19 protein-coding genes are annotated in these 22,116 nt (G+C 65.0%); 7 read left to right on the forward strand and 12 right to left on the reverse strand.

Annotated elements, in window-relative coordinates; all coding sequences use genetic code 11:
- Window positions 1–9 precede the first annotated feature (9 nt).
- Window positions 10–888, forward strand: a complete 879-nt coding sequence (gene nadC, locus ABIB91_RS14670; RefSeq protein ID WP_354162057.1) for a carboxylating nicotinate-nucleotide diphosphorylase — start codon at window positions 10–12, stop codon at window positions 886–888.
- 62 nt (window positions 889–950) lie between these two features.
- Here nadC and ABIB91_RS14675 read toward each other — a convergent pair whose 3' ends face one another.
- The 3 genes from ABIB91_RS14675 to ABIB91_RS14685 form a co-directional block, all read right to left on the reverse strand.
- Window positions 951–2,402, reverse strand: coding sequence for a cell wall hydrolase (locus ABIB91_RS14675; RefSeq protein ID WP_354162060.1), 1,452 nt, complete (start codon window positions 2,400–2,402; stop codon window positions 951–953).
- Between the two features lie 473 nt (window positions 2,403–2,875).
- The gene (ppdK, locus tag ABIB91_RS14680) at window positions 2,876–5,830 is read right to left on the reverse strand and encodes a pyruvate, phosphate dikinase (protein ID WP_007594947.1); all 2,955 of its coding nucleotides are present in this window, start codon (window positions 5,828–5,830) and stop codon (window positions 2,876–2,878) included.
- Between the two features lie 96 nt (window positions 5,831–5,926).
- Window positions 5,927–6,082, reverse strand: coding sequence for a DUF3096 domain-containing protein (locus ABIB91_RS14685; protein WP_007594951.1), 156 nt, complete (start codon window positions 6,080–6,082; stop codon window positions 5,927–5,929).
- A gap of 223 nt (window positions 6,083–6,305) precedes the next feature.
- Between ABIB91_RS14685 and ABIB91_RS14690 the strand changes: the two genes are divergently transcribed.
- The gene (locus ABIB91_RS14690) at window positions 6,306–6,659 is read left to right on the forward strand and encodes a DUF1236 domain-containing protein (RefSeq protein ID WP_007594952.1); all 354 of its coding nucleotides are present in this window, start codon (window positions 6,306–6,308) and stop codon (window positions 6,657–6,659) included.
- Between the two features lie 265 nt (window positions 6,660–6,924).
- On the opposite strand, the gene glyS is transcribed toward ABIB91_RS14690, so the two are convergent.
- From glyS to ABIB91_RS14720, 6 genes are all read right to left on the reverse strand, one after another.
- Window positions 6,925–9,024, reverse strand: a complete 2,100-nt coding sequence (glyS, locus tag ABIB91_RS14695; protein WP_354162065.1) for a glycine--tRNA ligase subunit beta — start codon at window positions 9,022–9,024, stop codon at window positions 6,925–6,927.
- Entirely contained in the window at window positions 9,024–9,959 is a 936-nt protein-coding gene (locus tag ABIB91_RS14700; protein ID WP_354162068.1) for a glycine--tRNA ligase subunit alpha, read from the reverse strand. The genes glyS and ABIB91_RS14700 overlap by 1 nt, the downstream gene beginning before the upstream one ends.
- Before the next feature lie 169 nt (window positions 9,960–10,128).
- The gene (locus ABIB91_RS14705) at window positions 10,129–10,320 is read right to left on the reverse strand and encodes a hypothetical protein (RefSeq protein ID WP_354162142.1); all 192 of its coding nucleotides are present in this window, start codon (window positions 10,318–10,320) and stop codon (window positions 10,129–10,131) included.
- A 116-nt stretch (window positions 10,321–10,436) separates the two neighbouring features.
- Entirely contained in the window at window positions 10,437–11,345 is a 909-nt protein-coding gene (locus tag ABIB91_RS14710; RefSeq protein WP_354162071.1) for a S49 family peptidase, read from the reverse strand.
- A 211-nt stretch (window positions 11,346–11,556) separates the two neighbouring features.
- Window positions 11,557–12,327, reverse strand: coding sequence for a tRNA1(Val) (adenine(37)-N6)-methyltransferase (locus tag ABIB91_RS14715; protein WP_354162074.1), 771 nt, complete (start codon window positions 12,325–12,327; stop codon window positions 11,557–11,559).
- Window positions 12,320–12,547, reverse strand: coding sequence for a putative signal transducing protein (locus ABIB91_RS14720; RefSeq protein WP_007607161.1), 228 nt, complete (start codon window positions 12,545–12,547; stop codon window positions 12,320–12,322). Before ABIB91_RS14720 ends, ABIB91_RS14715 begins: the two co-directional genes overlap by 8 nt.
- 132 nt (window positions 12,548–12,679) lie before the next feature.
- Here ABIB91_RS14720 and ABIB91_RS14725 point away from each other — a divergent pair, with 132 nt between their 5' ends.
- The 5 genes from ABIB91_RS14725 (at window position 12,680) to ABIB91_RS14745 (ending at window position 17,331) form a co-directional block, all read left to right on the forward strand.
- The gene (locus tag ABIB91_RS14725; protein ID WP_007594965.1) at window positions 12,680–13,687 is read left to right on the forward strand and encodes a polyprenyl synthetase family protein; all 1,008 of its coding nucleotides are present in this window, start codon (window positions 12,680–12,682) and stop codon (window positions 13,685–13,687) included.
- A gap of 309 nt (window positions 13,688–13,996) precedes the next feature.
- A complete protein-coding gene (locus ABIB91_RS14730; protein WP_354162078.1) occupies window positions 13,997–14,512 on the forward strand; it encodes a winged helix-turn-helix transcriptional regulator in 516 nt (171 codons plus the stop codon).
- 1 nt (window position 14,513) lies between these two features.
- On the forward strand, window positions 14,514–15,770 hold the full coding sequence (gene fabF, locus ABIB91_RS14735) for a beta-ketoacyl-ACP synthase II (RefSeq protein WP_354162080.1): 1,257 nt from the start codon (window positions 14,514–14,516) through the stop codon (window positions 15,768–15,770).
- Between the two features lie 60 nt (window positions 15,771–15,830).
- Entirely contained in the window at window positions 15,831–16,463 is a 633-nt protein-coding gene (locus ABIB91_RS14740) for a LysE family translocator (protein WP_354162083.1), read from the forward strand.
- Between the two features lie 7 nt (window positions 16,464–16,470).
- The gene (locus tag ABIB91_RS14745; protein ID WP_354162085.1) at window positions 16,471–17,331 is read left to right on the forward strand and encodes an alpha/beta fold hydrolase; all 861 of its coding nucleotides are present in this window, start codon (window positions 16,471–16,473) and stop codon (window positions 17,329–17,331) included.
- Here the strand turns inward: ABIB91_RS14745 and ABIB91_RS14750 are convergent.
- From ABIB91_RS14750 to ABIB91_RS14760, 3 genes are all read right to left on the reverse strand, one after another.
- Window positions 17,328–18,212, reverse strand: a complete 885-nt coding sequence (locus ABIB91_RS14750) for a 4-(cytidine 5'-diphospho)-2-C-methyl-D-erythritol kinase (RefSeq protein ID WP_354162088.1) — start codon at window positions 18,210–18,212, stop codon at window positions 17,328–17,330. The two genes, ABIB91_RS14745 and ABIB91_RS14750, sit on opposite strands and share 4 nt — an antisense overlap.
- A gap of 27 nt (window positions 18,213–18,239) precedes the next feature.
- On the reverse strand, window positions 18,240–20,042 hold the full coding sequence (locus ABIB91_RS14755) for a tetratricopeptide repeat protein (protein ID WP_219684687.1): 1,803 nt from the start codon (window positions 20,040–20,042) through the stop codon (window positions 18,240–18,242).
- A gap of 336 nt (window positions 20,043–20,378) precedes the next feature.
- The gene (locus tag ABIB91_RS14760) at window positions 20,379–22,040 is read right to left on the reverse strand and encodes an electron transfer flavoprotein-ubiquinone oxidoreductase (protein WP_354162091.1); all 1,662 of its coding nucleotides are present in this window, start codon (window positions 22,038–22,040) and stop codon (window positions 20,379–20,381) included.
- Between the last annotated feature and the right edge of the window lie 76 nt (window positions 22,041–22,116).

Genomic DNA, 22,116 nt, shown 5'->3' on the forward strand with positions numbered 1-22,116 from the left:
GAGTCCGCCATGATCACCCCAACCTCTCTGCTCTACCCCGACGCCTTCCTCTCCCCGCTCGCGATCGACGAGGCTGTGCACCGCGCGCTCGATGAGGATCTCGGCCGCGCCGGCGACATCACCTCGCTTGCGACGATCCCCGAGGCAACGAAGGCGCAAGCGATCCTGGTCGCACGGCAATCCGGCGTGATCGCCGGCTTGCCGCTGGCGCTCGCCACCCTGCAAAGGCTTTCGCCCGACATCGAGGTACGCGCACATGTTCGCGACGCCGCGCGCGTCGCCCGCGGGCAGCAGGTGCTGACGATCTCGGGGCCGGCACGCGCCGTCCTCACGGCGGAGCGGACCGCGCTGAATTTCGTCGGCCGCCTGTCAGGCGTTGCGACGCTCACGGCGGACTATGTTGCGCGCATCGAGGGCACCCGGATGCGGATCTGCTGCACGCGAAAAACCACGCCGGGATTGCGCGCATTAGAGAAATACGCGGTACGCTGCGGCGGCGGCTTCAATCACCGCTTCGGGCTCGACGACGCGATCCTGATCAAGGACAACCACGTCGCGGTTGCCGGCGGCATCCGCCCCGTGCTGGAGCGCGCCCGCGCCCATGCCGGCCATCTCGTCAAGATCGAGATCGAGGTCGACACGCTGGCGCAGTTGCGCGAGGTGCTCGACACCGGCCTTGCCGACGCCGTGCTGCTCGACAACATGGACATTGCGACGCTGCGCGAAGCCGTTGGGATCAACGAGGGACGCCTCAAGCTGGAGGCATCCGGCGGCGTCACCCTGGACTCGATCGCAGCCATCGCGGCGACCGGCGTCGACTACGCCTCATCCGGCGCACTGACGCATTCGGCGCCGAATTTCGACTGCGCGCTGGATATCGAGATGTGAGGCGGACTTCCCTCTCCGTCATGGCCGGGCTTGTCCCGGGCATGACGAATTCTTGTGAACGCCTATCTTCGTTCGCTTACGCCCATCTCGGCGGAGCTCTTGGCTTCCTGGGTGAGCTCGGCGGAGAGCGCGGCGGTCTGCGCCGGGGTTCCCCAGCTCGGCTCCTCGCTGCCGTCGCCCCAGGCGCGCGGGCGATAGAAGGTGTGGACGCCGGTCTTGTACATCTTCTTCATCTCGGCGACCCAGGATGGGCGCACCCAATAGGCGTGGTAGTGCGTGGACTTGCCGACCTCGGGTAGCCAGATCTGGCCGTCGAGCATGGCCTTCGAGATCTTTTTCGCACGCTCCCACATCTCGGGCTCGCGGATCACGTCGGCATTGTTGTCGCAGGCAAAGGTGAACTGGCAGGCGAGATGGCGGTGCTTGTTCTGATAGACGGCGCCGCACACGGTGTCGGGATATTTACCGGAGAACACGCGGTTCATCACCACCTGCGCAACCGCCATCTGGCCGCGCACGGCCTCGCCGCGGGATTCGAAATAGACGGCTTCCGCGAGGCATTTTTCGGACTTCGCGCGCGACTTGTCGTCGAGCGCGAGCCGCTCCGCCGGCGATCTGGCACGCTGGTTGTCGACGTTGACCTCACCTTTCGGCGCGACGCTCTCGCCACTTTCGATATCCTTCGCAAGATCCTCCGGCGGCGACAGCGAGGCCGTCACCTTCATGTCGGGGTCGGGCATCACGATCAGCGGCTCCGCACCGGGTTGCCAGCTCTCGATGCTCTCGACATTGCCGCCGAGCGAGGAACTGCCGAAGAATAGGTTCGAGGTCTTGACGCGGAACGGATCGCGCGGCGGTGCAGCCGGAATGGTGGCCTGCTTCAGCGCTTCGAGCGGCTGGAGCGCGATCGAGCGCGCGGCGTCGCTGGCCTGTGGCGCATTGGTGTATTGCGGCAGCGGCGGCGCGCGCAGCGCCTCCGCGAGTTCGGGATCGAGCGCGGCCGCGGACTCCGGCGACATCGCCTGTGGCAGTGCGACGGTCTTGGCGCCGAACACCGAACTGTTCGATGTCGCGGGATCTTCCTGCGTCGGCGCTGCCGTCGGCGCGCCCGCTTCGGGAGCCTGCGTCGGTGTGACCGTTGCGAGGCGATCACCCTTCATGGAGCGATCGACCTTGGGAAAATCGGCGGCCTGGTAGCGCGGCGGCGCCTGAAGCGCCGGATTGCGGCTGATCGCGCCGGTGACATCGCGGCCATCGAGGCTCGCGAGGCGAACCATCGCGCTCTGCGGAGCCGAAGTGCCGATCGGCCGGGAAAAACTGTAAGTGGCCAGCTGTATGGAGGACGCAGCAGAGAATACCTGCTTCTGCCAACGCTCCGCGACGCCGGGTTGGCGCGCCAGCAGCGAGGCAATGTCCTGATAGCCGGTCTCTCTCGGCATCAATGCGAAGATGCAGAGACCGATGCCGAAGGACGCGAACCGCGCGCCCTTCGGATGGGTACGCAACAATAACATCGATACGCTCACGCTACGCTTACGCTAGAAAAATCGAGCCGCAGTACATCCGTGCAATTCGATCTTTATCGTGAGTATCTAATTTAGGTTGCCGGGGCGTTAATCGGCGTTGCGCATGCGGCACACGCAAGCAATCGCAGGTGTTTTCACAGGGCGACGATGCGCGTTGGTAAACGCGCCCTCACGCTGCGCGGTAAACAATTGGTCAACGCGAATGGTGAAGGAACTCTTGCTCGCACGTGTCATTACGGGACGCGCGATGGGTTCCCGGTATTGCGCGATGTGCTCACACGCACGCTCCTCAAGCTCGTCATTGCGAGGAGCTCTTGCGACGAAGCAATCCAGACTGCTGCCGCACGAAGATTCTGGATTGCTTCGCTACGCTCGCAATGACGGCGTGGAAGCAGTCGAGCCTCAAAAAGAAAGAGGCGGGGCTTGGCCCCGCCTCTCCGCATTCAGCATTTCAAATCGGCTTATGCCTGGCTCGCAACCGCTTTGCCGAGCGCGGCTTGCGCCGCCGCGAGGCGGGCGATCGGGACGCGGTAGGGCGAGCAGGAGACGTAGTCGAGGCCGATCGCGTGACAGAAGGCGACGGAGGCGGGATCGCCGCCGTGCTCGCCGCAGATGCCGACCTTGAGCGAGGCGCGCGTCTTGCGGCCGCGTGCGACGCCGATCTTGACGAGCTCGCCGACGCCTTCCTGGTCGAGCGCGACGAAGGGATCGATCGGCAGGATGCCCTTGGACACGTAGGTGCCGAGGAAGCTCGCGGCATCGTCACGGCTGATGCCGTACGTCGTCTGCGTAAGGTCGTTGGTACCGAACGAGAAGAACTCGGCGCTCTCCGCGATCTCGGCCGCGAGCAGGCAGGCGCGCGGCAGCTCGATCATGGTGCCGACCTGGTAGGTCAGCTTGGTGTTGGTGTCGCGCATCACCGCCTTCGCGGTGGAATCGATGCGCGCCTTGACGAGGTCGAGCTCCATCTTGGTGGCGATCAGCGGCACCATCACCTCGAGGCCGACGGCCTTGCCGGTGCGCTTCTCGGCCTCGACCGCCGCTTCGAAGATCGCCCGCGCCTGCATCTCGGCGATCTCGGGATAGGCGATCGCGATACGGCAGCCGCGGAAGCCGAGCATCGGGTTGAACTCCGACAGCTCGCGCGCGCGGTCGGCCAGGCGCCGCGGGTCGGTGTTCATGGCGCGCGCCACTTCCTCAACCTCGGCATGGGTGTGCGGCAGGAACTCGTGCAACGGCGGATCAAGCAAGCGGATCGTGACGGGCAGACCCTTCATGATCTCGAACAGCTCGACGAAGTCGGCGCGCTGCATCGGCAGCAGCTTTGCCAGCGCAGCGCGGCGCGACTGCTCGTCCTCGGAGAGGATCATCTCGCGCACCGTGCGGATGCGCGTCTCCTCGAAGAACATGTGCTCGGTACGGCACAGGCCGATGCCTTCCGCGCCGAACTTGATCGCGGTGTGCGCGTCTTCCGGCGTGTCCGCGTTGACGCGCACGCCGATCTTACGGACCTGGTCGGCCCATTTCATTAGCGTGCCGAACTCGCCGGACAGCTCGGGCTCGATCATCGGCATGCGGCCGGCGAGCACCTGGCCGAGCGAGCCGTCGATGGTGATGACGTCGCCGGTCTTGAAGGTGCGCGAGCCGATGCTCATGGTGCCGCGGCCGTAATCGACGCGGATGGTGCCGCAACCGGAGACGCATGGCTTGCCCATGCCGCGCGCGACCACCGCAGCATGCGAGGTCATGCCGCCACGGGTGGTCAAGATGCCTTCGGCGGCGTGCATGCCGTGGATGTCCTCGGGGCTGGTCTCGATCCGGACCAGAATCACCTTGCGACCGTCGGCCTGAAGCTTGGCCGCCTCGTCCGAGGAGAACACGATCTCGCCGGAGGCCGCACCCGGCGAGGCCGGCAGGCCGGTCGCGATCACGTCGCGCTTGGCATTGGGGTCGATGGTCGGATGCAGCAGCTGATCGAGCGAGGCGGGGTCGATCCGCGTCACCGCTTCCTTCTTGGTGATCAGGCCTTCATTGGCGAGCTCGACCGCGATGCGCAGCGCCGCTTTCGCGGTGCGCTTGCCGCCGCGGGTCTGCAGCATCCAGAGCTTGCCCTGCTCGACCGTGAACTCCATGTCCTGCATGTCGCGGTAGTGCTTCTCGAGCAGCGTGTAGATCCGGGTCAGCTCGTTGAAGGCTTCCGGCATCGCCGATTCCATCGACGCCTTGTCGGAGCCCGAGTCCTTGCGCGCTTCCTCGGTGATGTCCTGCGGCGTGCGGATGCCCGCCACCACGTCCTCGCCTTGCGCGTTGATCAGGAACTCGCCGTAGAGCTTGCTCTCGCCGGTCGAGGGATTGCGCGTGAAGGCAACGCCGGTCGCCGAGGTCTCGCCCATGTTGCCGAACACCATGGCCTGCACGTTGACCGCGGTGCCCCAGGATTCCGGAATGTCGTGCAGCCTGCGGTAGGTCACCGCGCGCGCGTTCATCCAGGATGAAAACACCGCGCCAATGGCGCCCCAGAGCTGGTCGTGCGGATCCTGCGGAAAATCCTTGCCGGTTTCGCGCGCGACCGCGTCCTTGTACTTGCCGACCAGATCGACCCAGTCGTCGGCGGTGAGATCGGTGTCGAGCGTGTAGCCCTGGCTGTCCTTGAAGGTGTCGAGGATTTCCTCGAAATGATGATGCTCGAAGCCGAGCACCACGTCCGAATACATGGTGATGAAGCGGCGATAGCTGTCATAGGCGAAGCGGCGATCGCCCGACAGTTCCGACAGCGCTTCCACGGTTTCGTCGTTGAGGCCGAGATTGAGCACGGTGTCCATCATGCCCGGCATCGAGGCGCGGCCGCCGGAACGCACGGAGACGAGCAGCGGGTTCCTGGAATCGCCGAAGATCTTGCCGGTCAACTTGCCGACATGGTCGAGCGCCTTCTCAACCTGCGACTTCAATTCCTTGGGGTAGGATTTGTCGTGCGCGTAGAAATAGGTGCAGACCGAGGTCGGGATGGTGAAGCCCGGAGGCACCGGCAGGCCGAGATTGGCCATCTCGGCGAGGTTGGCGCCCTTGCCGCCGAGCAGGTCGCGCATCTCCGCTTTGCCCTCGGCCTTGCCGTCCCCGAACGTGAACACCCACTTGCCGGCCTTGGCCGCAACAGGCGCCGCCTTGGTTGAAGCAGCCTTGCTCGGTACCGACTTCGCGGCGACCTTCGGCGCAACCGGCTTCTTCGGCGCCTTCGCAACAGCCTTGGAAACGGCCTTGGCCGCAGGCTTCACAGCCGGCTTGGCAGCAGCCTTGGCCACGGGCTTCGGGGCGCGCTTGGCAAGTGCCTTGCGGGCCGCCGGCGCGGCTTTCGCCTTGGCAGAGGACTTTGATTTCGCTGGCATTTTCGCTGAAGTTTTCGAGGCGGCTTTGGCCATAGCTTGCACACAACCTGCGAGAGGAATGGGTAATCGCGGGCCTTACACCACTTTGGGCAGGTCCGCGCAAGTCGAAGAGTTCCGTAGAATGAAGGCCTAGAGATGGAGCCACTTCAACAATCCGAGCCCGATCGCACCATTTATGATGAGAAAAATCGCGACGATCAGGTTCAGCAGGCGCGGCATGATCAGGATGAGCACACCCGCAAGCAGCGACAGGATCGGCGAGATATGGGCGACGGTGATGTGCATGAACTTTCTTTCCGTGGGGTGGGGGCGAATCGCGGCGGGATCATAGCGGACTAGGTTCCGCGGGTAGAGACGCACTGGGCGGGCGCGAGTTCCCGGCTTCGCGAAAACTGCCCGAAAATGCCGCGAATGCGGCGGCCGTTTTCCGGAACATCGCGAAGACGCATGCATTGGCAACCGGTCGCGCCATTGGCGCTTCCCGAAAACCTTCTCGAAGGAGTTGCCCATGCGGAACAGGATTCTTGCTCTTGCAGCGCTCGCGGCCGCGATCGGCTCGCCCCTTGCGGCGCAGGCGCAAAGCAGCGTCACAGTGGGACGCGCACCCGTCGTCGTCGACAGCGGTCCGACCATTGCGGTCGAGCAGCGGCCGGCGTTCCGCGACTATGTCGTCGAACAACGTGTGCCGGCTTTCCGCATCCCGGATCGCGTGGTGGTCGGTGCCACCTTACCTGAAAGCGGCGTGACCTATTATGACGTGCCGCAACGTTTCGGCGCCACCACCTATCGCTACACCGTCGTGAACGGCGAGACCGTGCTGGTCGAGCCGCGCTCGCGGCGCATCGTCGAGGTGATGGACTAGCGTCTTCAGGGATCGACTAGGTGTCCGGCGCGTCACATCAATCAGGCTGACGCGAGCAGTAGAGTCGGACATCAGGCCCCGCCCGGTCCTCCCCCCGCCGGGCGGGGCTTTTTGTGCTTCGTGTGTGCGTGCTCTCGCGTCCCGGACGCGACGCAGCGCGTAGCGTTGCGGCGCAGAGCCGGGACCCAGAATCTTTTGCGGCGGCATGGGCCCCGGCTCTGCAGCGCACCGCTAAGAAGCGCTGCGCCGCGTCCGGGGCACGAGGTCAATCCTGGATCTTCGAGAAATCCGCCACCGCACGCGTGGCGCTGCGGATTTCGTTGAGCAGCTTCAGGCGGTTCTCACGCACCTTCGCATCCTCGTCGTTGACGCGAACTTTCTCGAAGAACGCATCGACCGGCGGGCGCAGCTTTGCCATCGCGCTCATCGCAGCCGCGAAGTCTTCCTTGGCGACGGCGGCGCTTGCTTCCGCCTGCACTTCGCCGATCGCCTTCGCCAGCGCCTTCTCTTCATCGAGGCTGTAGAGTGCAGCGTCGGGCGCGCCGTCGAACGTGCGCTTGTCCTTCTTCTCCTCGATGCCCAGGATATTGCTGGCGCGCTTGATGCCGGCGAGCAAATTCTTGCCGTCGTCGGTCTCGAGAAACTTGCCGAGCGCCTCGACGCGGCGAACGATCATCAGCAAATCATCCTGGCCGCCGAGCGCGAACACGGCATCGACGAGATCATGCCGCGCGCCCTGCTCTCGGAGCTGAACCTTCAGGCGATCAGCGAAGAAAGCAAGCAGGTCGCTCGGAAGCTTCTGCGCATCGGCAGGCTTCAAGGACAAGCCGGCGAGTGCGGACGCCGCCGTCTTCATGATCGACAGACGCAGTGCGTTCTCAGCGATCAGCCTGATCACACCCAGCGCCGCGCGACGCAGCGCATACGGGTCCTTGCTGCCCGTCGGCTTTTCGTCGATCGCCCAGAAGCCGACAAGCGTGTCGAGCTTGTCGGCGAGCGCCACGGCGACGCTAACCGGATCGGTCGGCACGCGATCGGCAGGACCTTGGGGCTTGTAGTGCTCCTCGCAAGCCGCGGCGACGGACGCATCCTCGCCCTGGGCCAGCGCATAGTATTTGCCCATTAGGCCCTGCACCTCGGGGAATTCGCCGACGACTTCGGTCAGCAGATCGGCCTTGGCCAGATGCGCGGCACGCGTCGCCTTCGCGACATCGGCACCGACAAGCGGCGCGATCTCGGCGGCGAGGCGTTCGATCCGCTTGATGCGTTCAGCCTGAGTGCCGAGCTTCTCGTGAAACACGATCTGCTCGAACTTCGGCAGACGATCCTCGAGCTTCGTCTTCAAATCCGTCTCGTAGAAGAACTTCGCATCCGACAAGCGCGGACGGATCACGCGCTCGTTGCCGGCGACGATGGTCTTGCCGCCGTCGGGCGCCTCGATGTTGGCGGTGAGGACGAACTTGTTGGTCAGCTTGCCCGTCTTGGAATCCCTGACGACGAAGCACTTCTGGTTGTTGCGGATCGTGGCGCGGATCACCTCGTCCGGGATCGCCAGATATTCCGGCTCGAACGATCCCATCATGACGACAGGCCATTCGACGAGGCCCGAAACCTCGTCGAGCAGCACCTGGTCCTCGACCAGCTCGAACCCTTGCGCGAAGGTCAGCTCCTTGGCGTCGGCGAAGATGATGTCCTTGCGCGCCTGCGGATCGAGGATGACCTTGGCAGCCTTCAGCTTCGCTTCGTAGTCCTCGAAGCGGCGCACGGAAATCGCGCTAGGAGCCATGAAGCGATGGCCGTGGGTGGTCTGGCCGGCCTCGATGCCATCGACCGCGAATTTCACGACGTCGGGCTCTTCGGTTTCGAGCCCGAACGTCGCGGTGATCGCGTGCAGCGGGCGCACCCAGCTCAGCGAGCCCGGCTTGCCGGAGCGCGCGCCCCAGCGCATCGATTTCGGCCAGGGGAAAGTGCGGATGATGACGGGAAGGATTTCCGCGAGCACGTCGATGGCGTCGCGGCCGGGCTTCTCGATCAGCGCGATGTAGAAGTCGCCCTTTGGGTCGCGCTGGATCTTGGCCTCGTCGAGCGATGTCAGGCCCGTCGCTTTGAGGAACCCCTGCACGGCCGCATCGGCCGCGCCGATCTTCGGTCCACGGCGTTCGGTCTTCAGGTCAGGCTGGCGCGCAGGGATGCCGTGCACGGTGAGCGCGAGGCGGCGCGGCGTCGCGAACGCCTTCGCGCCCTCGTAGACGAGGCCTTCGGCGACGAGCTTGTCGGTGACCATGCGGCGCAGGTCCTCCGCCGCCTTGGCCTGCATGCGCGCGGGGATTTCTTCGGAGAACAGTTCAAGCAAAAGATCGGGCATCAGGCCGCTCCGCCCGCTTCAGTATGGATCCAGGCCTCGCCGCAAGCCTTTGCCAATTCGCGCACGCGAAGAATGTAGCTCTGCCGCTCCGTCACCGAGATCACGCCGCGCGCGTCGAGCAGGTTGAACACGTGGCTCGCCTTGATGCACTGGTCATAGGCCGGCAGCGCCATCAAATGCGCCTCGCGCTTGCCATCTTTCCAGCCGGCTTCTAGGTACGTTCTGCACGCGCTTTCAGCCATCTTGAATTGCTCGAACAGCATCGCGGTGTCGGCGATCTCAAAATTGTGCTTCGAATATTCCCGCTCGGCCTGCAGGAAGACATCGCCATAGGTGACCTTGGCGTCACCGTCGCGGCCGTTGAAGTTGAGGTCGTAGACGCGATCGACGCCCTGCACGTACATCGCGAGCCGCTCGAGCCCGTAGGTAAGCTCGCCCGCGACCGGCGCGCATTCGACACCCGCGACCTGCTGGAAATAGGTGAACTGGCTGACTTCCATGCCGTCGCACCAGCACTCCCAGCCGAGGCCCCAGGCGCCCAACGTCGGGCTCTCCCAATCGTCCTCGACGAAGCGGATGTCGTGCATGGCGGCATCGATGCCGATCGCGGCGAGCGACTTCAGGTACAGCTCCTGAAGGTTCGGCGGCGACGGCTTCATGATCACCTGGAACTGGTAGTAGTGCTGCATCCGGTTCGGATTCTCGCCGTAGCGGCCGTCCTTGGGTCGGCGCGAAGGCTGCACATAGGCCGCATTCCAGGGCTTTGGCCCGAGCGCGCGCAGCGTCGTCGCCGGATGGAAGGTGCCCGCACCCATCTCCATGTCGTAGGGCTGCAGGATCACGCAGCCCTGCTCGGCCCAGAACCGCTGGAGCGCGAGGATAAAACCCTGGAACGAGCGTTCCGGGCGCATATGGGCGGGCAAGGAGGCGTCCATCGTCAGATCGGGCTCTCGCGGGGGGTTGAATCGCGCGGGACCGTATCGACGGCAGGGGTGGGAATCAAGGCGAAGGGGGTGGAATGTCGAGCTTCTCAGGTGCGCAACTGCGCACCCTAGTTCGATGCTTCGCATCGCCCCGGAATGACGGCGTATGGAAAGACGCCAGCTAACCCGGTCGATAGGCTCCGGTCACAGGATCCTGTTTCAGCGTCTGGACGGCCTCCCTATGGGCGGCCTCGGCGACGCGTGAGAGGCGCATCTCCTCCAGCTCCTGGTTGATCCTGACGGCGGTCTTGTAGGCCCAGCGGACCACGGCAAGCCCGCCCAGGACGCCCGCGAAAGCGACGAACGGCGGCATCGGTCGATCCTTGTTCAATGCTCAGCCCCCACGCGCATTCTTGCTCAGACCGGGCCGCGCCGCAATTGGTTCAGCCTCAAGTCTCCTTGGGACCAAATGGCGCGGAGGGGCTCCGTCTAGAACCCGAATTTCGCCCAGATCGCGCGCGTCTCGACCGCCGAGATCAGGTCGTCCGGCAGGCCGGCCATTGATTCCATGGCCGAAAGCTGCCCCGCGCCTGGCGATTTCCGGCCCAAAAGGCTGGAGAGCAGACCGGTCGGCTGGGCAATCACGGGGGTGAGAACCTTCTCGCCATAGCGGGCACGAAGAGTTGAGCGGAGATCGCCGATGCTGTCGGCGAGCCCCAGCGCGATCGAACTCTCGCCGGCCCAGTATTCGCCCGTGAACAGGGTGTCGTCGGAGCCCTTCAACCGCGCGCCGCGGCTCTCCTTCACCAGCGCGATGAAGATCTGGTGGATCTCGCGCTGGAGCGCCTTCAGCTTGGCGACGTCGTCGGGGTTTTCAGGGAGAAACGGGTCGAGCATCGCCTTGTGCGCACCGGCGGTGTAGAGGCGCCGCTCGATGCCGAGCCGCTTGATCGCCTCCTGGAAACCAAAACTGCCGCCGACCACGCCGATCGAACCGAGGATCGAGGACGGATCGCAGATGATCTCGTCGCCGGCGCAGGCGATCATGTAGCCGCCGGAGGCCGCGACGTCCTCGACGAACACCAGCACCGGCAGCTTCTTCTCCGCCGCGAGCTGCTTGATGCGCAGGTAGATCTGGCGCGACTGCACCGGCGAGCCGCCGGGCGAATTGATCACCAGCGCCACCGCCTTGGCGTTGCGCGTCGAAAACGCCCGCTCCAGCACCCGCGAAACGGTCGCGAGCGTCATACCCGGACGCAGCGGCGTCACCGCGCCGATCACACCGGACAGCCGCACCACCGGCACCACGGCCGTGCCGGGACGGAAGCGCGCCGGCAGATATTGCATGAGCTTGTCGGCCAGGCCGGAACTCTCACGATCGTTCAATTGTTCGGCCATGCCGTTACCTCTAATTAACCATTTCTTATCACGCGACTGTCATTGGAAGGGCCCGGAACGTGTTTTGCAAAAACCCCGTTGAGAGGCTGCAATGGGCCAGCGGAGAACACCATGAAAATCTATCTGCTGATGCTGCTGATCGGTGCGCTATTCATGGCGATCCGCCTGACGACTCCGCAAGAGCACCAGTCGGAATCGCTTCCGCAATAGCTCAGCACGGTTCCACCAGGGGTAGAACCGCCCTTCCCTCCAGAATATCCATCACCTCTTTTTTAGGCACGCGTGACTCTTCGTTGAGCATGAGGCCGGGCAACAATCGTGCCGGGGCCCTCCCGCCCTTGACCGCGCGCACCAGCACGCGGATCGCGGGCCGCCCGGCTTCACCGTGAACCGGCAGAATCACAAGACTGCCGAAGCCGCGAGACAGCGCCGCCAAAACCTCCGCGATCCCATCTGCGCGCCAAATCAATGTCAGCGCGCCATTCGAGCGGAGGATGCGCCGCGCCGCATGCACCCAGGCATTCAGCGTCTCATCCGTCGCCACATGCGCGATCTGGCGCGCCTGGTCGGCCGAGCCGCGATGGCGAGCGGGATCGTTGAAGGGCGGGTTCATCAGCACCACGTCGACACTATCCGGCGCGAGCCCGCTGGCCGCGAAGGCCTGCGCGTCCGCGGTGACGTCGAGCACGATCGTCTCGGCGGCAATCGCATTCGCTGCCGCATTGACGCGCGCAAGCTCCGCCAGTTCGGGATCGATCTCGACCAGGCCGAGCCTGATCCCGGCAACGCGCCGCGCCAACGCAAGCCCGGCCGCACCGATACCGGCGCCGAAATCGACGACGCGGTCGCCCGCCCTCGCCTCCGTCGCCGCCGCGAGCAGAATGGCATCGTGCCCGGCGCGATGGCCGGACCGCTTCTGCTTCAGCCGCAATTGCCCGCCGAGAAAGGCGTCCTCGGTGAGGTCTGCCAGTGCTTCACTCATCGCCGCGCAGTTCGTGGCTGAGGCCGGCCTCGGTCAGAAGCTGCCGGGCCTCGATGGCGTCGTCCTCGTGGACCAGGATCCGCCGCGGCAAAATGCCGAGCGAGCCCTCGATGATGCTCATGTTCTGGTCCAGCACCAGATGATGGATGTTGGCGCCGTCGAGCAGCGCGCCGATCGCCGACACCAGCACCATATCGTTGGTCCGAACCAGTTCTCGCAAAACACAAGCCTCCTGCCTGGCGGGGATTAAGCGCCAAATGTCAATGGTTCCACGGCCCTTGCCGCATCCCCGTCCAGTTTCTATTGTCTCTCCATCAGAATAGCCCTTCCGGGGCAAATATTGGAGACCGGCGTGGCCGTCATCGTACCTTTCGAAACTCCCGGCGCGTCGATCGAAGAGCTGGTTGCCCTTGTCGCCGGTGACATGGAGCGCGTCAACGCCACGATCCTGTCGCGGACCGGTTCGGACGTGACCATGATCCCGGAGGTCGCCAACCATTTGATCTCCTCCGGGGGCAAGCGCCTGCGCCCGATGCTGACGCTGGCCATGGCCAACCTCGCCGGCTACACCGGCGACGGCCATATCAAGCTCGCCGCCAGCGTCGAGTTCATGCATACCGCCACCCTGCTCCATGACGACGTCGTCGACGAAAGCGAGATGCGCCGCGGCAAGCTGTCGGCGCGCATGCTCTGGGGCAATGAGGCAAGCGTGCTGGTCGGCGACTTCCTGCTCGGCCAGGCCTTCCGCATGATGGTCGAGGTCGGCTCGCTCCGCGCGCTCGACATTCTCTCCGCGGCCGCCGCCACCATCGCCGAGGGCGAGGTGATGCAGCTTGCCGCCGCCAAGAACACCGCGACCACCGAGGACGAATATCTCGCCGTGATCCGCGGCAAGACCGCCGAGCTGTTCGCGGCCGCCTGCGAGGTCGGCCCCGTGATCGCCAACCGTCCGAAGGCGGAGCAGACCGCCTGCCGCTCGGTCGGCATGAATCTCGGCATCGCCTTCCAGCTCGTCGACGACGTGCTCGACTATGGCGGCAAGAGCGCGAAGCTCGGCAAGAATACCGGCGACGATTTCCGCGAGGGCAAGATCACGCTGCCCGTCGTGCTCGCCTTCCGCCGCGGCAACGACACCGAGCGCGCCTTCTGGATCCGCGCGCTCGAGCGCGGCGAAATCGGCGACACCGACCTCGACCACGCCATCGGGCTGATGAACAAGCATCGTGCGCTCGAAGACACGCGCAGCCGCGCCCAGCACTACGGCGCCATGGCGGTGGACGCGCTGGCGCTGTTCCCATCCTCGCCAATGAAGAGCGCGCTGGAGCAGGTCGTGGCGTTCTGTCTGGCACGGTCGCATTAGGGCTCCGCATCCTTAGCGCTTGCCGGTCGCCACACCCTCAGCGTCGTCCCGGCGAAGGCCGGGACCCATGACCCCGGTCAGCGTTGTCTGAGCGCGCTGTGGCCACCATCGTGCACCAACGGTCGTGGGTATGGGTCCCGGCCTTCGCCGGGACGACATCGTTGAGATAGCCTCGCCACTTCATCAACACCGTCATTGCGAGCGCAGCGACAGCTTCAGCTTCGCAGCTGCCTTGGCTCCCTCCACCCACATCGGCCACTGCTCGCCCAGTGACTTGCATTTTGCAAGCCACTCTCCTACCTTCCCCTCATGCAGCCCAAATCCCCCTCCATTCAGGAATGTCCGGTCGGCCGCGCCGTGGAGACGGTCGGCGAATGGTGGAGCATTTTGATCCTGCGGGATGCCTTCCAGGGCGCAACGAAGTTCGACGAATTTTCGCAAAGCCTCGGGATCGCGCCGAACATCCTGTCGCGGCGGTTGGCCCATCTCACCGAAAGCGGCATGTTCGTCCGCCGCCGCTACAATGAACGGCCGCCGCGCTATGAATATGTGCTGACGGACAAGGCCCGGGACTTCTTCCCCGTGGTCGCGACCCTGCTCGCCTGGGGCAACAAGCATCTCGCACCGAAGGGCGAAGCGATCCTGCTCGCGAACCGGCGCGATCGTCGTCCATTCAATCCGGTGGTGGTCGATGCCGCCGACATGCAGCCGATTACGCTCACCAATGCGGTCATCATCGCCGGTCCCCGCGCCAGCCGTGTCATGCGCAAACGGCTGACCTCGCTCAAAGCCATGAACCCGGCCGTCGCGCCGGCTGGAGACTGACATGCGTCGTATCGTCGTGACGGGAATGGGCGCGGTGTCGCCGCTTGGCTGCGGTGTCGAACTGTCGTGGCGCCGGCTGCTGGCCGGTCAAAGCGGGCTGCGCCCGCTGCCGGAATGGTCGCAGGCGCTGCCGGCACGCATTGCCGGCCTCGTGCCCGACAAGGCCGATGATGCGGACGGCGGCTTCGATCCCGCGCAGGCCGCCGCGCCGAAAGACCAGCGCAAGATGGACCGCTTCATCCTGTTCGCGCTGCTCGCCACTGCAGAAGCTGTGGCGCAGGCCGGCTGGACACCGCAGGACGCGGCAGCACAGGAACGAACCGCGACGATCATCGCCTCCGGCGTCGGCGGTTTTCCGGCGATGGCGGAGGCGGTGCGCATCACCGAACTGCGCGGCCCGCGCCGGCTGTCGCCGTTCACGATCCCCTCTTTCCTCGCCAATCTCGCTGCGGGGCACGTCTCGATCAAATACGGCTACAAGGGAGCGCTGGGCACACCGGTCACGGCGTGCGCCGCCGGCGTTCAGGCGATCGGGGATGCCGCGCGCATGATCCGCGCGGGCGAGGCTGATGTGGCGATCTGCGGCGGCGCGGAAGCCTGCATCGACATCGTCAGCCTCGGCGGCTTCGCTGCGGCCCGCGCACTGTCGAGCGGGTTCAATGACGCACGCGCCTCGCGCCCGTTCGATCGCGACCGCGACGGTTTTGTCATGGGCGAAGGTGCCGGCATCCTGGTGATCGAGGAGCTGGAGCATGCATTGGCGCGTGGCGCGACGCCGATCGCGGAGATTGTCGGATACGGTACGACCGCGGACGCCTATCACATGACATCGGGTCCGCCTGACGGTGACGGCGCGCGGCGCGCCATGGAGATCGCGCTCCGGCAGGCGAAGCTTGCGCCTGCGGATTTGCAGCACCTGAACGCGCATGCGACGTCGACACCGGCCGGCGACGAGAGCGAGCTTGGCGCGATTGCCGCCCTGTTCGGTCGTCACCGCGGCATCGCCGTGAGCGCGACCAAATCGGCCACCGGCCATCTGCTCGGCGCCGCGGGTGGGCTGGAAGCGGTCTTCACCGTGCTCGCCCTGCGCGACCAGATCGCGCCGCCGACGCTCAATCTCGAAAACCCTGATCCCGCCGCTGACGGCATCGACATCATCGCCGGTGTGGCGCGCCCGATGCCGATGCAGCACGCGATCTCGAACGGGTTCGGATTCGGCGGGGTGAATGCCAGCGTGATCTTCCGCCGGATGGGCTAAACGCAAGCCTTGTAGACGACGGGGCCTTGCAATCGCGGCAAGCATCGCTACCAAAGCGGGATGATCAACACGAATTTCTGGCTGTTCCTGGCCGCCGCTTGTCTCATCGCCGCCGTTCCCGGCCCCGGTATTTTCTACGTCGCGGCACGGACCTTGTCGGAAGGGCGCGCCAGCGGTTTTGCATCGACCGTGGGCACCGCGCTCGGCGGGCTGGTTCATGTGGTCGCAGGCAGCCTCGGCATCTCCGCCATCATTCTTGCCAGCGCCGAGCTGTTCGCCGCCGTGAAGTTTGTCGGCGCACTCTATCTGGTCTGGCTCGGCATCAGGACCTTTCGCAGCGCCGGCCGCACGCTGTCATTCGACAGCGAGCCCGTCGGCGACAAGCGCGCCTTTCGCGACGGCGTGCTGGTCGAGGCGCTGAACCCGAAGACCGCCGCCTTCTTCCTCGCCTTCATTCCGCAGTTCCTTGACCCCGCGGGATCGAACCCGACACTGCAATTCATCATGTTGGGTGCGATCTCGGTGACGCTGAACACGCTCGCCGACATCGTGGTGGTGCTGATGGCCTCCGCGACACGCACGCAGTTGATCGGAAGGCCACATCTGATGCGACGTCTCACCCAGGGCTCCGGCCTCTTCATCGCAGGGCTCGGCCTGTCGCTCGCACTGGCGCGGCGACCCGCGAATGGATAGCGCCACCATGCCCGCCCCGCAAAGCCGCACTTACGAGTCTCACGGCCTGCGGCTGCACTATGCCGACTGGGGCAACGACGGCGCGCCGGTCGCCATCCTGGTTCATGGCGGCCGCGATCATTGCCGGAGCTGGGACGTCATCGCCCGGTCGCTGCAGCCGCATTTCCACGTGCTCGCACCCGACCTGCGCGGTCACGGCGATTCGGACTGGACCAAAGGCGGCAGCTACGCACTGACGGAGTATGTGTACGATCTGGCCCAGCTCGTCCGTGCCGTCGCAGCGCCTCAAGTCACTCTCATCGGCCACTCCATGGGCGGCATGGTCAGCCTGATCTTTACAGGGGCTTTCCCCGAACAGGTCTCGAAGCTGGTCGTGCTCGACGGCGTGACGATGTTGCCGGATACACCAAAACCGCCGGTGCATGAGCGTATCGGCAAATGGGTCGGTCAGCTGGACAAGCTGCACGACCGCGCACCGCGCCGTTATTCGACGCTCGAAGATGCGGCGGCGCAGATGGTGCTTCACAACAAGCGGCTATCCCGCGACCTCGCGCTGCATCTCGCCACCCACGGCGCGCGGCAGAACGAGGACGGCACCTATAGCTGGAAGTTCGATCCCCACCAGCGCGCCTCTGCGCCGCACCGGCTCTGGCCGGACGATCACATCGCGCTGTGGTCGCGCATCGCCTGTCCGACGCTGCTCTTGAATGCCGGCGAAAGCTTTCTGGCTGGCGCAAGGGCCGCGGGCTTGGAGCGCTACTTTCCGCAGGCGCGCGTCGAGACCATCGCCGGGGCCGGACACTGGCTGCAACATGACAAGCCGCAGGAGGTGTTAGGTGAGATCCGGGAGTTTCTCGGGCTGGCCTAGCTCAGCGTCCCCGCGTGCACCCACCAGCCGGAATGATCCCTGCGGATCGTCTCGGCGGCGGCATGCGCTTCGGAAGATGCGCCATAGATCGCAAAGCACGTCGCACCCGAGCCGGACATGCGGGCAAGCTTGACGCCGGCGGAGCCACGCAAGGCTTCCAGCACGTCGCCGATGACAGGCTCGATGCGCATCGCGGGGGCTTCGAGATCGTTGGCGACGGTCTCGAGCGTGTCGACCCAATCGGCAATGGAGGCGCCCTCGCCCGGCCAGGCCGGAGCGTCGAGGACGGAGGTGGCGCCGACCAGGAGTTCGCCGTTGCGCAGGCCCAGCGCCTGGAACACATCCTTGGTCGCGACCGGCACGCGCGGATTGACCATCACGCAGGGCATGCTCGGCAACGCGAGCGGCAGCAGCTGTTCGCCGACACCGGTCATGTCGCAGGCGCGCGAGAACAGACACACCGGCACGTCGGCACCGGTCGCAAGCGCAACCTTCTGCAGCCGCGGGTCTTCGAGCGAAAGATCGTTGAGATGCGCCAGCAATCGCAGCGCCGCAGCCGCGTCGGCCGAGCCGCCGCCGATGCCGGCGGCGACCGGGAGCACCTTGTCGAGCGCGAAGGCGCCCAGCTTCAGGTTCGGGACGGCTTCGGCCAGGAGCTTGGCCGCCTTGAACACGAGGTTGTCGGCCATATCGCCGCAGGCCGCCGCGAGTGGCCCTGTCGTGGTGAGCTTCAGCTCGCTGCCGGGCTCCAGCGTGAGCCGGTCGGCGCAGTCGGCAAACGCGACCACGCTTTCGAGATCATGATAGCCGTCGGCACGACGGCCGACCACGCGAAGGCTCAGATTGACCTTCGCGCGCCCTTCTTCAATCAACGCCGGCATTGACGACACGCCCCACCTTCAACTCACTCAGCCGCCCTTGCCGTCGTCCTTCTTCTTCTCCTTCTCCGCCTGCGCAGCCGAGGAGTTCGAATTGTCGTCGGTCATTCCGTTGGCAATCTTGGCCTCGATCTTCGGAAGCTCATCCGCTTCGGGCTTGAGATCGCGGGCGTGCGCCCACTGGAACTTGGCTTCCAACGTGCGGCCGACGCGCCAATAGGCGTCGCCAAGGTGATCGTTGATCGTGGGATCCTCGGGCTTGAGGTCAATGGCGCGCTCGAGGTTCTTCACCGCGTCCTCGTAATTGCCGATGCGGTAATAGGCCCAGCCAAGGGAGTCGACGATGTAGCCGTCATCCGGGCGCTGCTCGACCGCCCGCTTGATCATCTTCATGCCTTCGTCGAGATTGATGCCCTGGTCGATCCAGGAATAGCCGAGATAGTTGAGGACGTGGGGCTGGTCGGGCTGCAGCTCCAGCGCCTTCTTCATGTCGGCTTCGGCCTTGCCCCACTGCTTGGAGCGCTCCTCGCAGATGCCGCGATAATAATACCAGACGCTGTTGGCCTTGTCGTTGCCGGCCGGCAGCACGTCGACGCCTTGCGAATAGGTCGCGCCGCATTCGCCGAACTTCTTGCGGCCGCGCTCGATGTTGCCGAGCGCCATGATGGCTTCGAGATCCTTGGAATCCTCAGTGGTGACGCCCTTGAGGATCTTGATCGCCTCGTCGGTGCGGTCGGCGGAATCCAGATCGATGGCGAGCTGAATCTGGGCGTTGCGTTTGAGCGGCGAGGACGCCGGCACCCGCTCATAGACCTTGATCGCCATCTGCGGCCGCTTCACCGATTCATAGAGATCGGCAAGCGAGAGCAGCGCCAGGGGATGGGTGGGCTGGAGGTAGAGCGAGAGCTGGAGGTAGACCAGCGCCAGATCCTCGCCGCCGCGGCGGGTCAGTGTGGCGCCGATGCCGTAGAGTGCTTCTGCGGCGCCGGCTTGCGCGCTATCGACCAGCGGCGGCATCTTCTTGCCGGCCTTGGTGTCGCGCAACCCTTCTACGATCAGCGGATGGCGGGCGAGCTTCTTGTCGAAAGCCTGGTAGACGGTGGTCGCGGCGGCCGAGTCCTTGTTGCGCGACAGCCAGCGCGCATAGGCCTCGGTGACACGCAACATGGAATCGTCGAGCTTGTAGGCACGCTCGAACCGGGCGCCCGCGTCTTTCTCCTTGCCGGCGAGCTCGAGGATCATGCCGGCATGGAGATCCTTGAACAGCGGATACCATTCCGGACCGGCCAGCTTGTCGATGGTGGCGACGCCGCCCTTGGCATCACCCGCACCATAGGCGGCCCAGCCCGACAGCAGCGTGGCGACGAGATCGGTGATCGGACCGCGGATCGACTGGTTGATGTTGGTCTGCGCGGTCGCGTACTTCTTGAACTTGAGATCGTGCACGCCGACGACGAGGCGCGCAACGCGGTTGGTCTTGTCGATGGTCAGGATGCGCTCGGCGAGTTTGACGGCTTCGTCGATGTCACCGTCGGCGACCGAAGAGATGAAGGCGCGGTCGAGCAGCTCGTTGTTCTTGGGATCGGTGCGCAGGGCCGAGCGATAGAACGCGGCGGCGGAGGCCGCGTCGCGCTCGACGCTGGCGTGGCGGGCGGCGAGATAGCTGCCGGAGGTGGTCAGCGCCTTCAGATCGTTTCGGGTCGGAAACTGCGCCGCCGTGTCGGACGGATGGTCCGGCGTCTGCGCCAGGACCGCGCCGGGGACCGTCGCCATCGCTGAGCCCATGAGGGCAATGGCGGCAACAGTCCAGCGGTTGAAACGATTTGAAAACATCAGGGCTCGCCTTGAGTTGGTAGTGCCTGGGTCTGAAGAAGGCCGTATCGCATGCGAACGCGGCCGGTGGCATGGGGACCCGGAACCGTCGGGCCGACAATGCCGCTTTTGGCGCTTCACCGCAAGGATTCGGGCCGGGCGATCCCCTCCGCACGCCCCAAATCGGCCAAGTGACCGGTCAAGAGCGCCCCAAGACGCCGCCAGTATGGCCTTATCGTGACCACGGACCGCGACCGCGGCCGGGTTCTCACGCGAACGTGCGTCGCAGGGCCAAGGTCACGCAATATTGGTCGCCCTTGGGCCTTGGTCACCTGGATCGTGGCTTGCTGACCCCGCCTACATCGCCTCGTAGTTCGGACCGCCGCCGCCCTCGGGGGGAACCCAGGTGATGTTGCCGTTGGGGTCCTTCACGTCGCAGGTTTTGCAGTGAACGCAGTTTTGGGCATTGATCTGGAAGCGCGGGCCGGAACCTTCCTCGATCCACTCATAGACGCCGGCCGGGCAATAGCGATTCGAGGGACCTGCAAACACGTCGTGCTCGGACGTCTTCTGGAGGTTCATGTCCGTGACCTTGAGATGGACCGGCTGGTCCTCCTCATGATTGGTATTGGACAGGAATACCGAGGAGAGCTTGTCGAAGGAAATCTTGCCGTCAGGCTTCGGGTAGGTCCTCGGCGCGTGGGTCTTGGCCGGATCGAGCGTCGCGCGATCGGGCTTCGCGTGCGACTGGGTGCCAAACAGGGACCCGCCGAACAGCGTGTTGCACCACATGTCGAAGCCGCCGAGCGCAACGCCGAGCACTGTGCCGAACTTCGACCACAGCGGCTTGACGTTGCGGACCAGGAACAAATCCTTGCCGACCGAGGAGGAGCGCCAGGCGTTCTCGTAATCGACGATCTCGTCATTGGCGCGATCGGCGGCAATGGCGGACGCAACGTGCTCGGCGGCGAGCATGCCCGTGCCCATCGCGTTGTGCACGCCCTTGATCCGGGGAACGTTGACGAAGCCGGCCGCGCAGCCGATCAGGGCGCCGCCGGGGAAGCTGAGTTTCGGGACCGACTGATACCCGCCCTCGGTGATGGCGCGCGCGCCATAGGCGAGCCGCTTGGCACCTTCGAAGGTGGAGCGGATCGACGGATGGGTCTTGAAACGCTGAAACTCGTCGAACGGTGACAGATACGGGTCGTCGTAGTTGAGATGCACGACGAAGCCGACGGCAACGAGGTTGTCGTCGTAGTGATAGAGGAACGAGCCACCGCCGGTCTTCAGATCGAGCGGCCAGCCGAACGAATGCTGGATCATGCCCTTCTGGTGCTTGGCGGGATCGATCTGCCAGACTTCCTTGAGCCCGATGCCAAATTTCGCCGGCTCGCTCGTGGTATCCAGCGCGAACTTCGCGATGAGCTGTTTGGTCAGGCTGCCGCGCGCGCCTTCCGCGAACAGCGTGTACTTGCCGAGCAATTCCATGCCACGGGTAAAGGAGTCCTTCGGTTTGCCGTCCCGGCCGATGCCCATGTCGCCGGTGGCAATGCCCTTCACCGCGCCCTGCTCGTCATAGAGCACCTCGGCCGCGGCAAAGCCCGGATAGATCTCGACGCCGAGGGCCTCTGCCTTGCGCGCCAGCCAGCGGCAGACATTGCCAAGCGAGCCGATATAGCAGTGATGATTGTCCATCAGCGGCGGCATGATGAAGTTAGGCAGCCTGATCGCGCTGCCGCCCGTCATCCAGTAGAAGCGATCGTCCTTCACCTGGGTCTTCAGAGGACAATCGGAATCCTCGCGCCAGTCCGGGATCAGCTTGTCGAGCCCGGCCGGGTCGATCACGGCGCCGGAGAGAATATGCGCACCGACCTCGGAGCCCTTCTCCACAACGACGACATTGAGATCGGCATTGATCTGCTTCAGCCGGATCGCTGCAGCCAGGCCCGAGGGGCCGGCGCCGACGATGACGACGTCGAATTCCATGGATTCGCGCGGGGGAAGTTCTTCGGTGCTCATCTGATCTCAGCCCTTGAGACGGTCCTTGGTCGATTGCGCCCTCTTGTTTCCGATTTTTCCGGGTAGGACAACCTCG

It is taken from the genome of Bradyrhizobium sp. JR4.3, assembly GCF_040547695.1.
Classification (GTDB): domain Bacteria; phylum Pseudomonadota; class Alphaproteobacteria; order Rhizobiales; family Xanthobacteraceae; genus Bradyrhizobium; species Bradyrhizobium canariense.

Coding starts and splice junctions, on each gene's coding strand:
- nadC (WP_354162057.1), top strand. CDS start 10: ATGATCACCCCAACCTCTCTGCTCTACCCCGACGCCTTCCTCTCCCCG.
- ABIB91_RS14675 (WP_354162060.1), bottom strand. CDS start 2,402: ATGTTATTGTTGCGTACCCATCCGAAGGGCGCGCGGTTCGCGTCCTTC.
- ppdK (WP_007594947.1), bottom strand. CDS start 5,830: ATGGCCAAAGCCGCCTCGAAAACTTCAGCGAAAATGCCAGCGAAATCA.
- ABIB91_RS14685 (WP_007594951.1), bottom strand. CDS start 6,082: ATGCACATCACCGTCGCCCATATCTCGCCGATCCTGTCGCTGCTTGCG.
- ABIB91_RS14690 (WP_007594952.1), top strand. CDS start 6,306: ATGCGGAACAGGATTCTTGCTCTTGCAGCGCTCGCGGCCGCGATCGGC.
- glyS (WP_354162065.1), bottom strand. CDS start 9,024: ATGCCCGATCTTTTGCTTGAACTGTTCTCCGAAGAAATCCCCGCGCGC.
- ABIB91_RS14700 (WP_354162068.1), bottom strand. CDS start 9,959: ATGGACGCCTCCTTGCCCGCCCATATGCGCCCGGAACGCTCGTTCCAG.
- ABIB91_RS14705 (WP_354162142.1), bottom strand. CDS start 10,320: ATGCCGCCGTTCGTCGCTTTCGCGGGCGTCCTGGGCGGGCTTGCCGTG.
- ABIB91_RS14710 (WP_354162071.1), bottom strand. CDS start 11,345: ATGGCCGAACAATTGAACGATCGTGAGAGTTCCGGCCTGGCCGACAAG.
- ABIB91_RS14715 (WP_354162074.1), bottom strand. CDS start 12,327: ATGAGTGAAGCACTGGCAGACCTCACCGAGGACGCCTTTCTCGGCGGG.
- ABIB91_RS14730 (WP_354162078.1), top strand. CDS start 13,997: ATGCAGCCCAAATCCCCCTCCATTCAGGAATGTCCGGTCGGCCGCGCC.
- fabF (WP_354162080.1), top strand. CDS start 14,514: ATGCGTCGTATCGTCGTGACGGGAATGGGCGCGGTGTCGCCGCTTGGC.
- ABIB91_RS14740 (WP_354162083.1), top strand. CDS start 15,831: ATGATCAACACGAATTTCTGGCTGTTCCTGGCCGCCGCTTGTCTCATC.
- ABIB91_RS14745 (WP_354162085.1), top strand. CDS start 16,471: ATGCCCGCCCCGCAAAGCCGCACTTACGAGTCTCACGGCCTGCGGCTG.
- ABIB91_RS14750 (WP_354162088.1), bottom strand. CDS start 18,212: ATGCCGGCGTTGATTGAAGAAGGGCGCGCGAAGGTCAATCTGAGCCTT.
- ABIB91_RS14755 (WP_219684687.1), bottom strand. CDS start 20,042: ATGTTTTCAAATCGTTTCAACCGCTGGACTGTTGCCGCCATTGCCCTC.
- ABIB91_RS14760 (WP_354162091.1), bottom strand. CDS start 22,040: ATGAGCACCGAAGAACTTCCCCCGCGCGAATCCATGGAATTCGACGTC.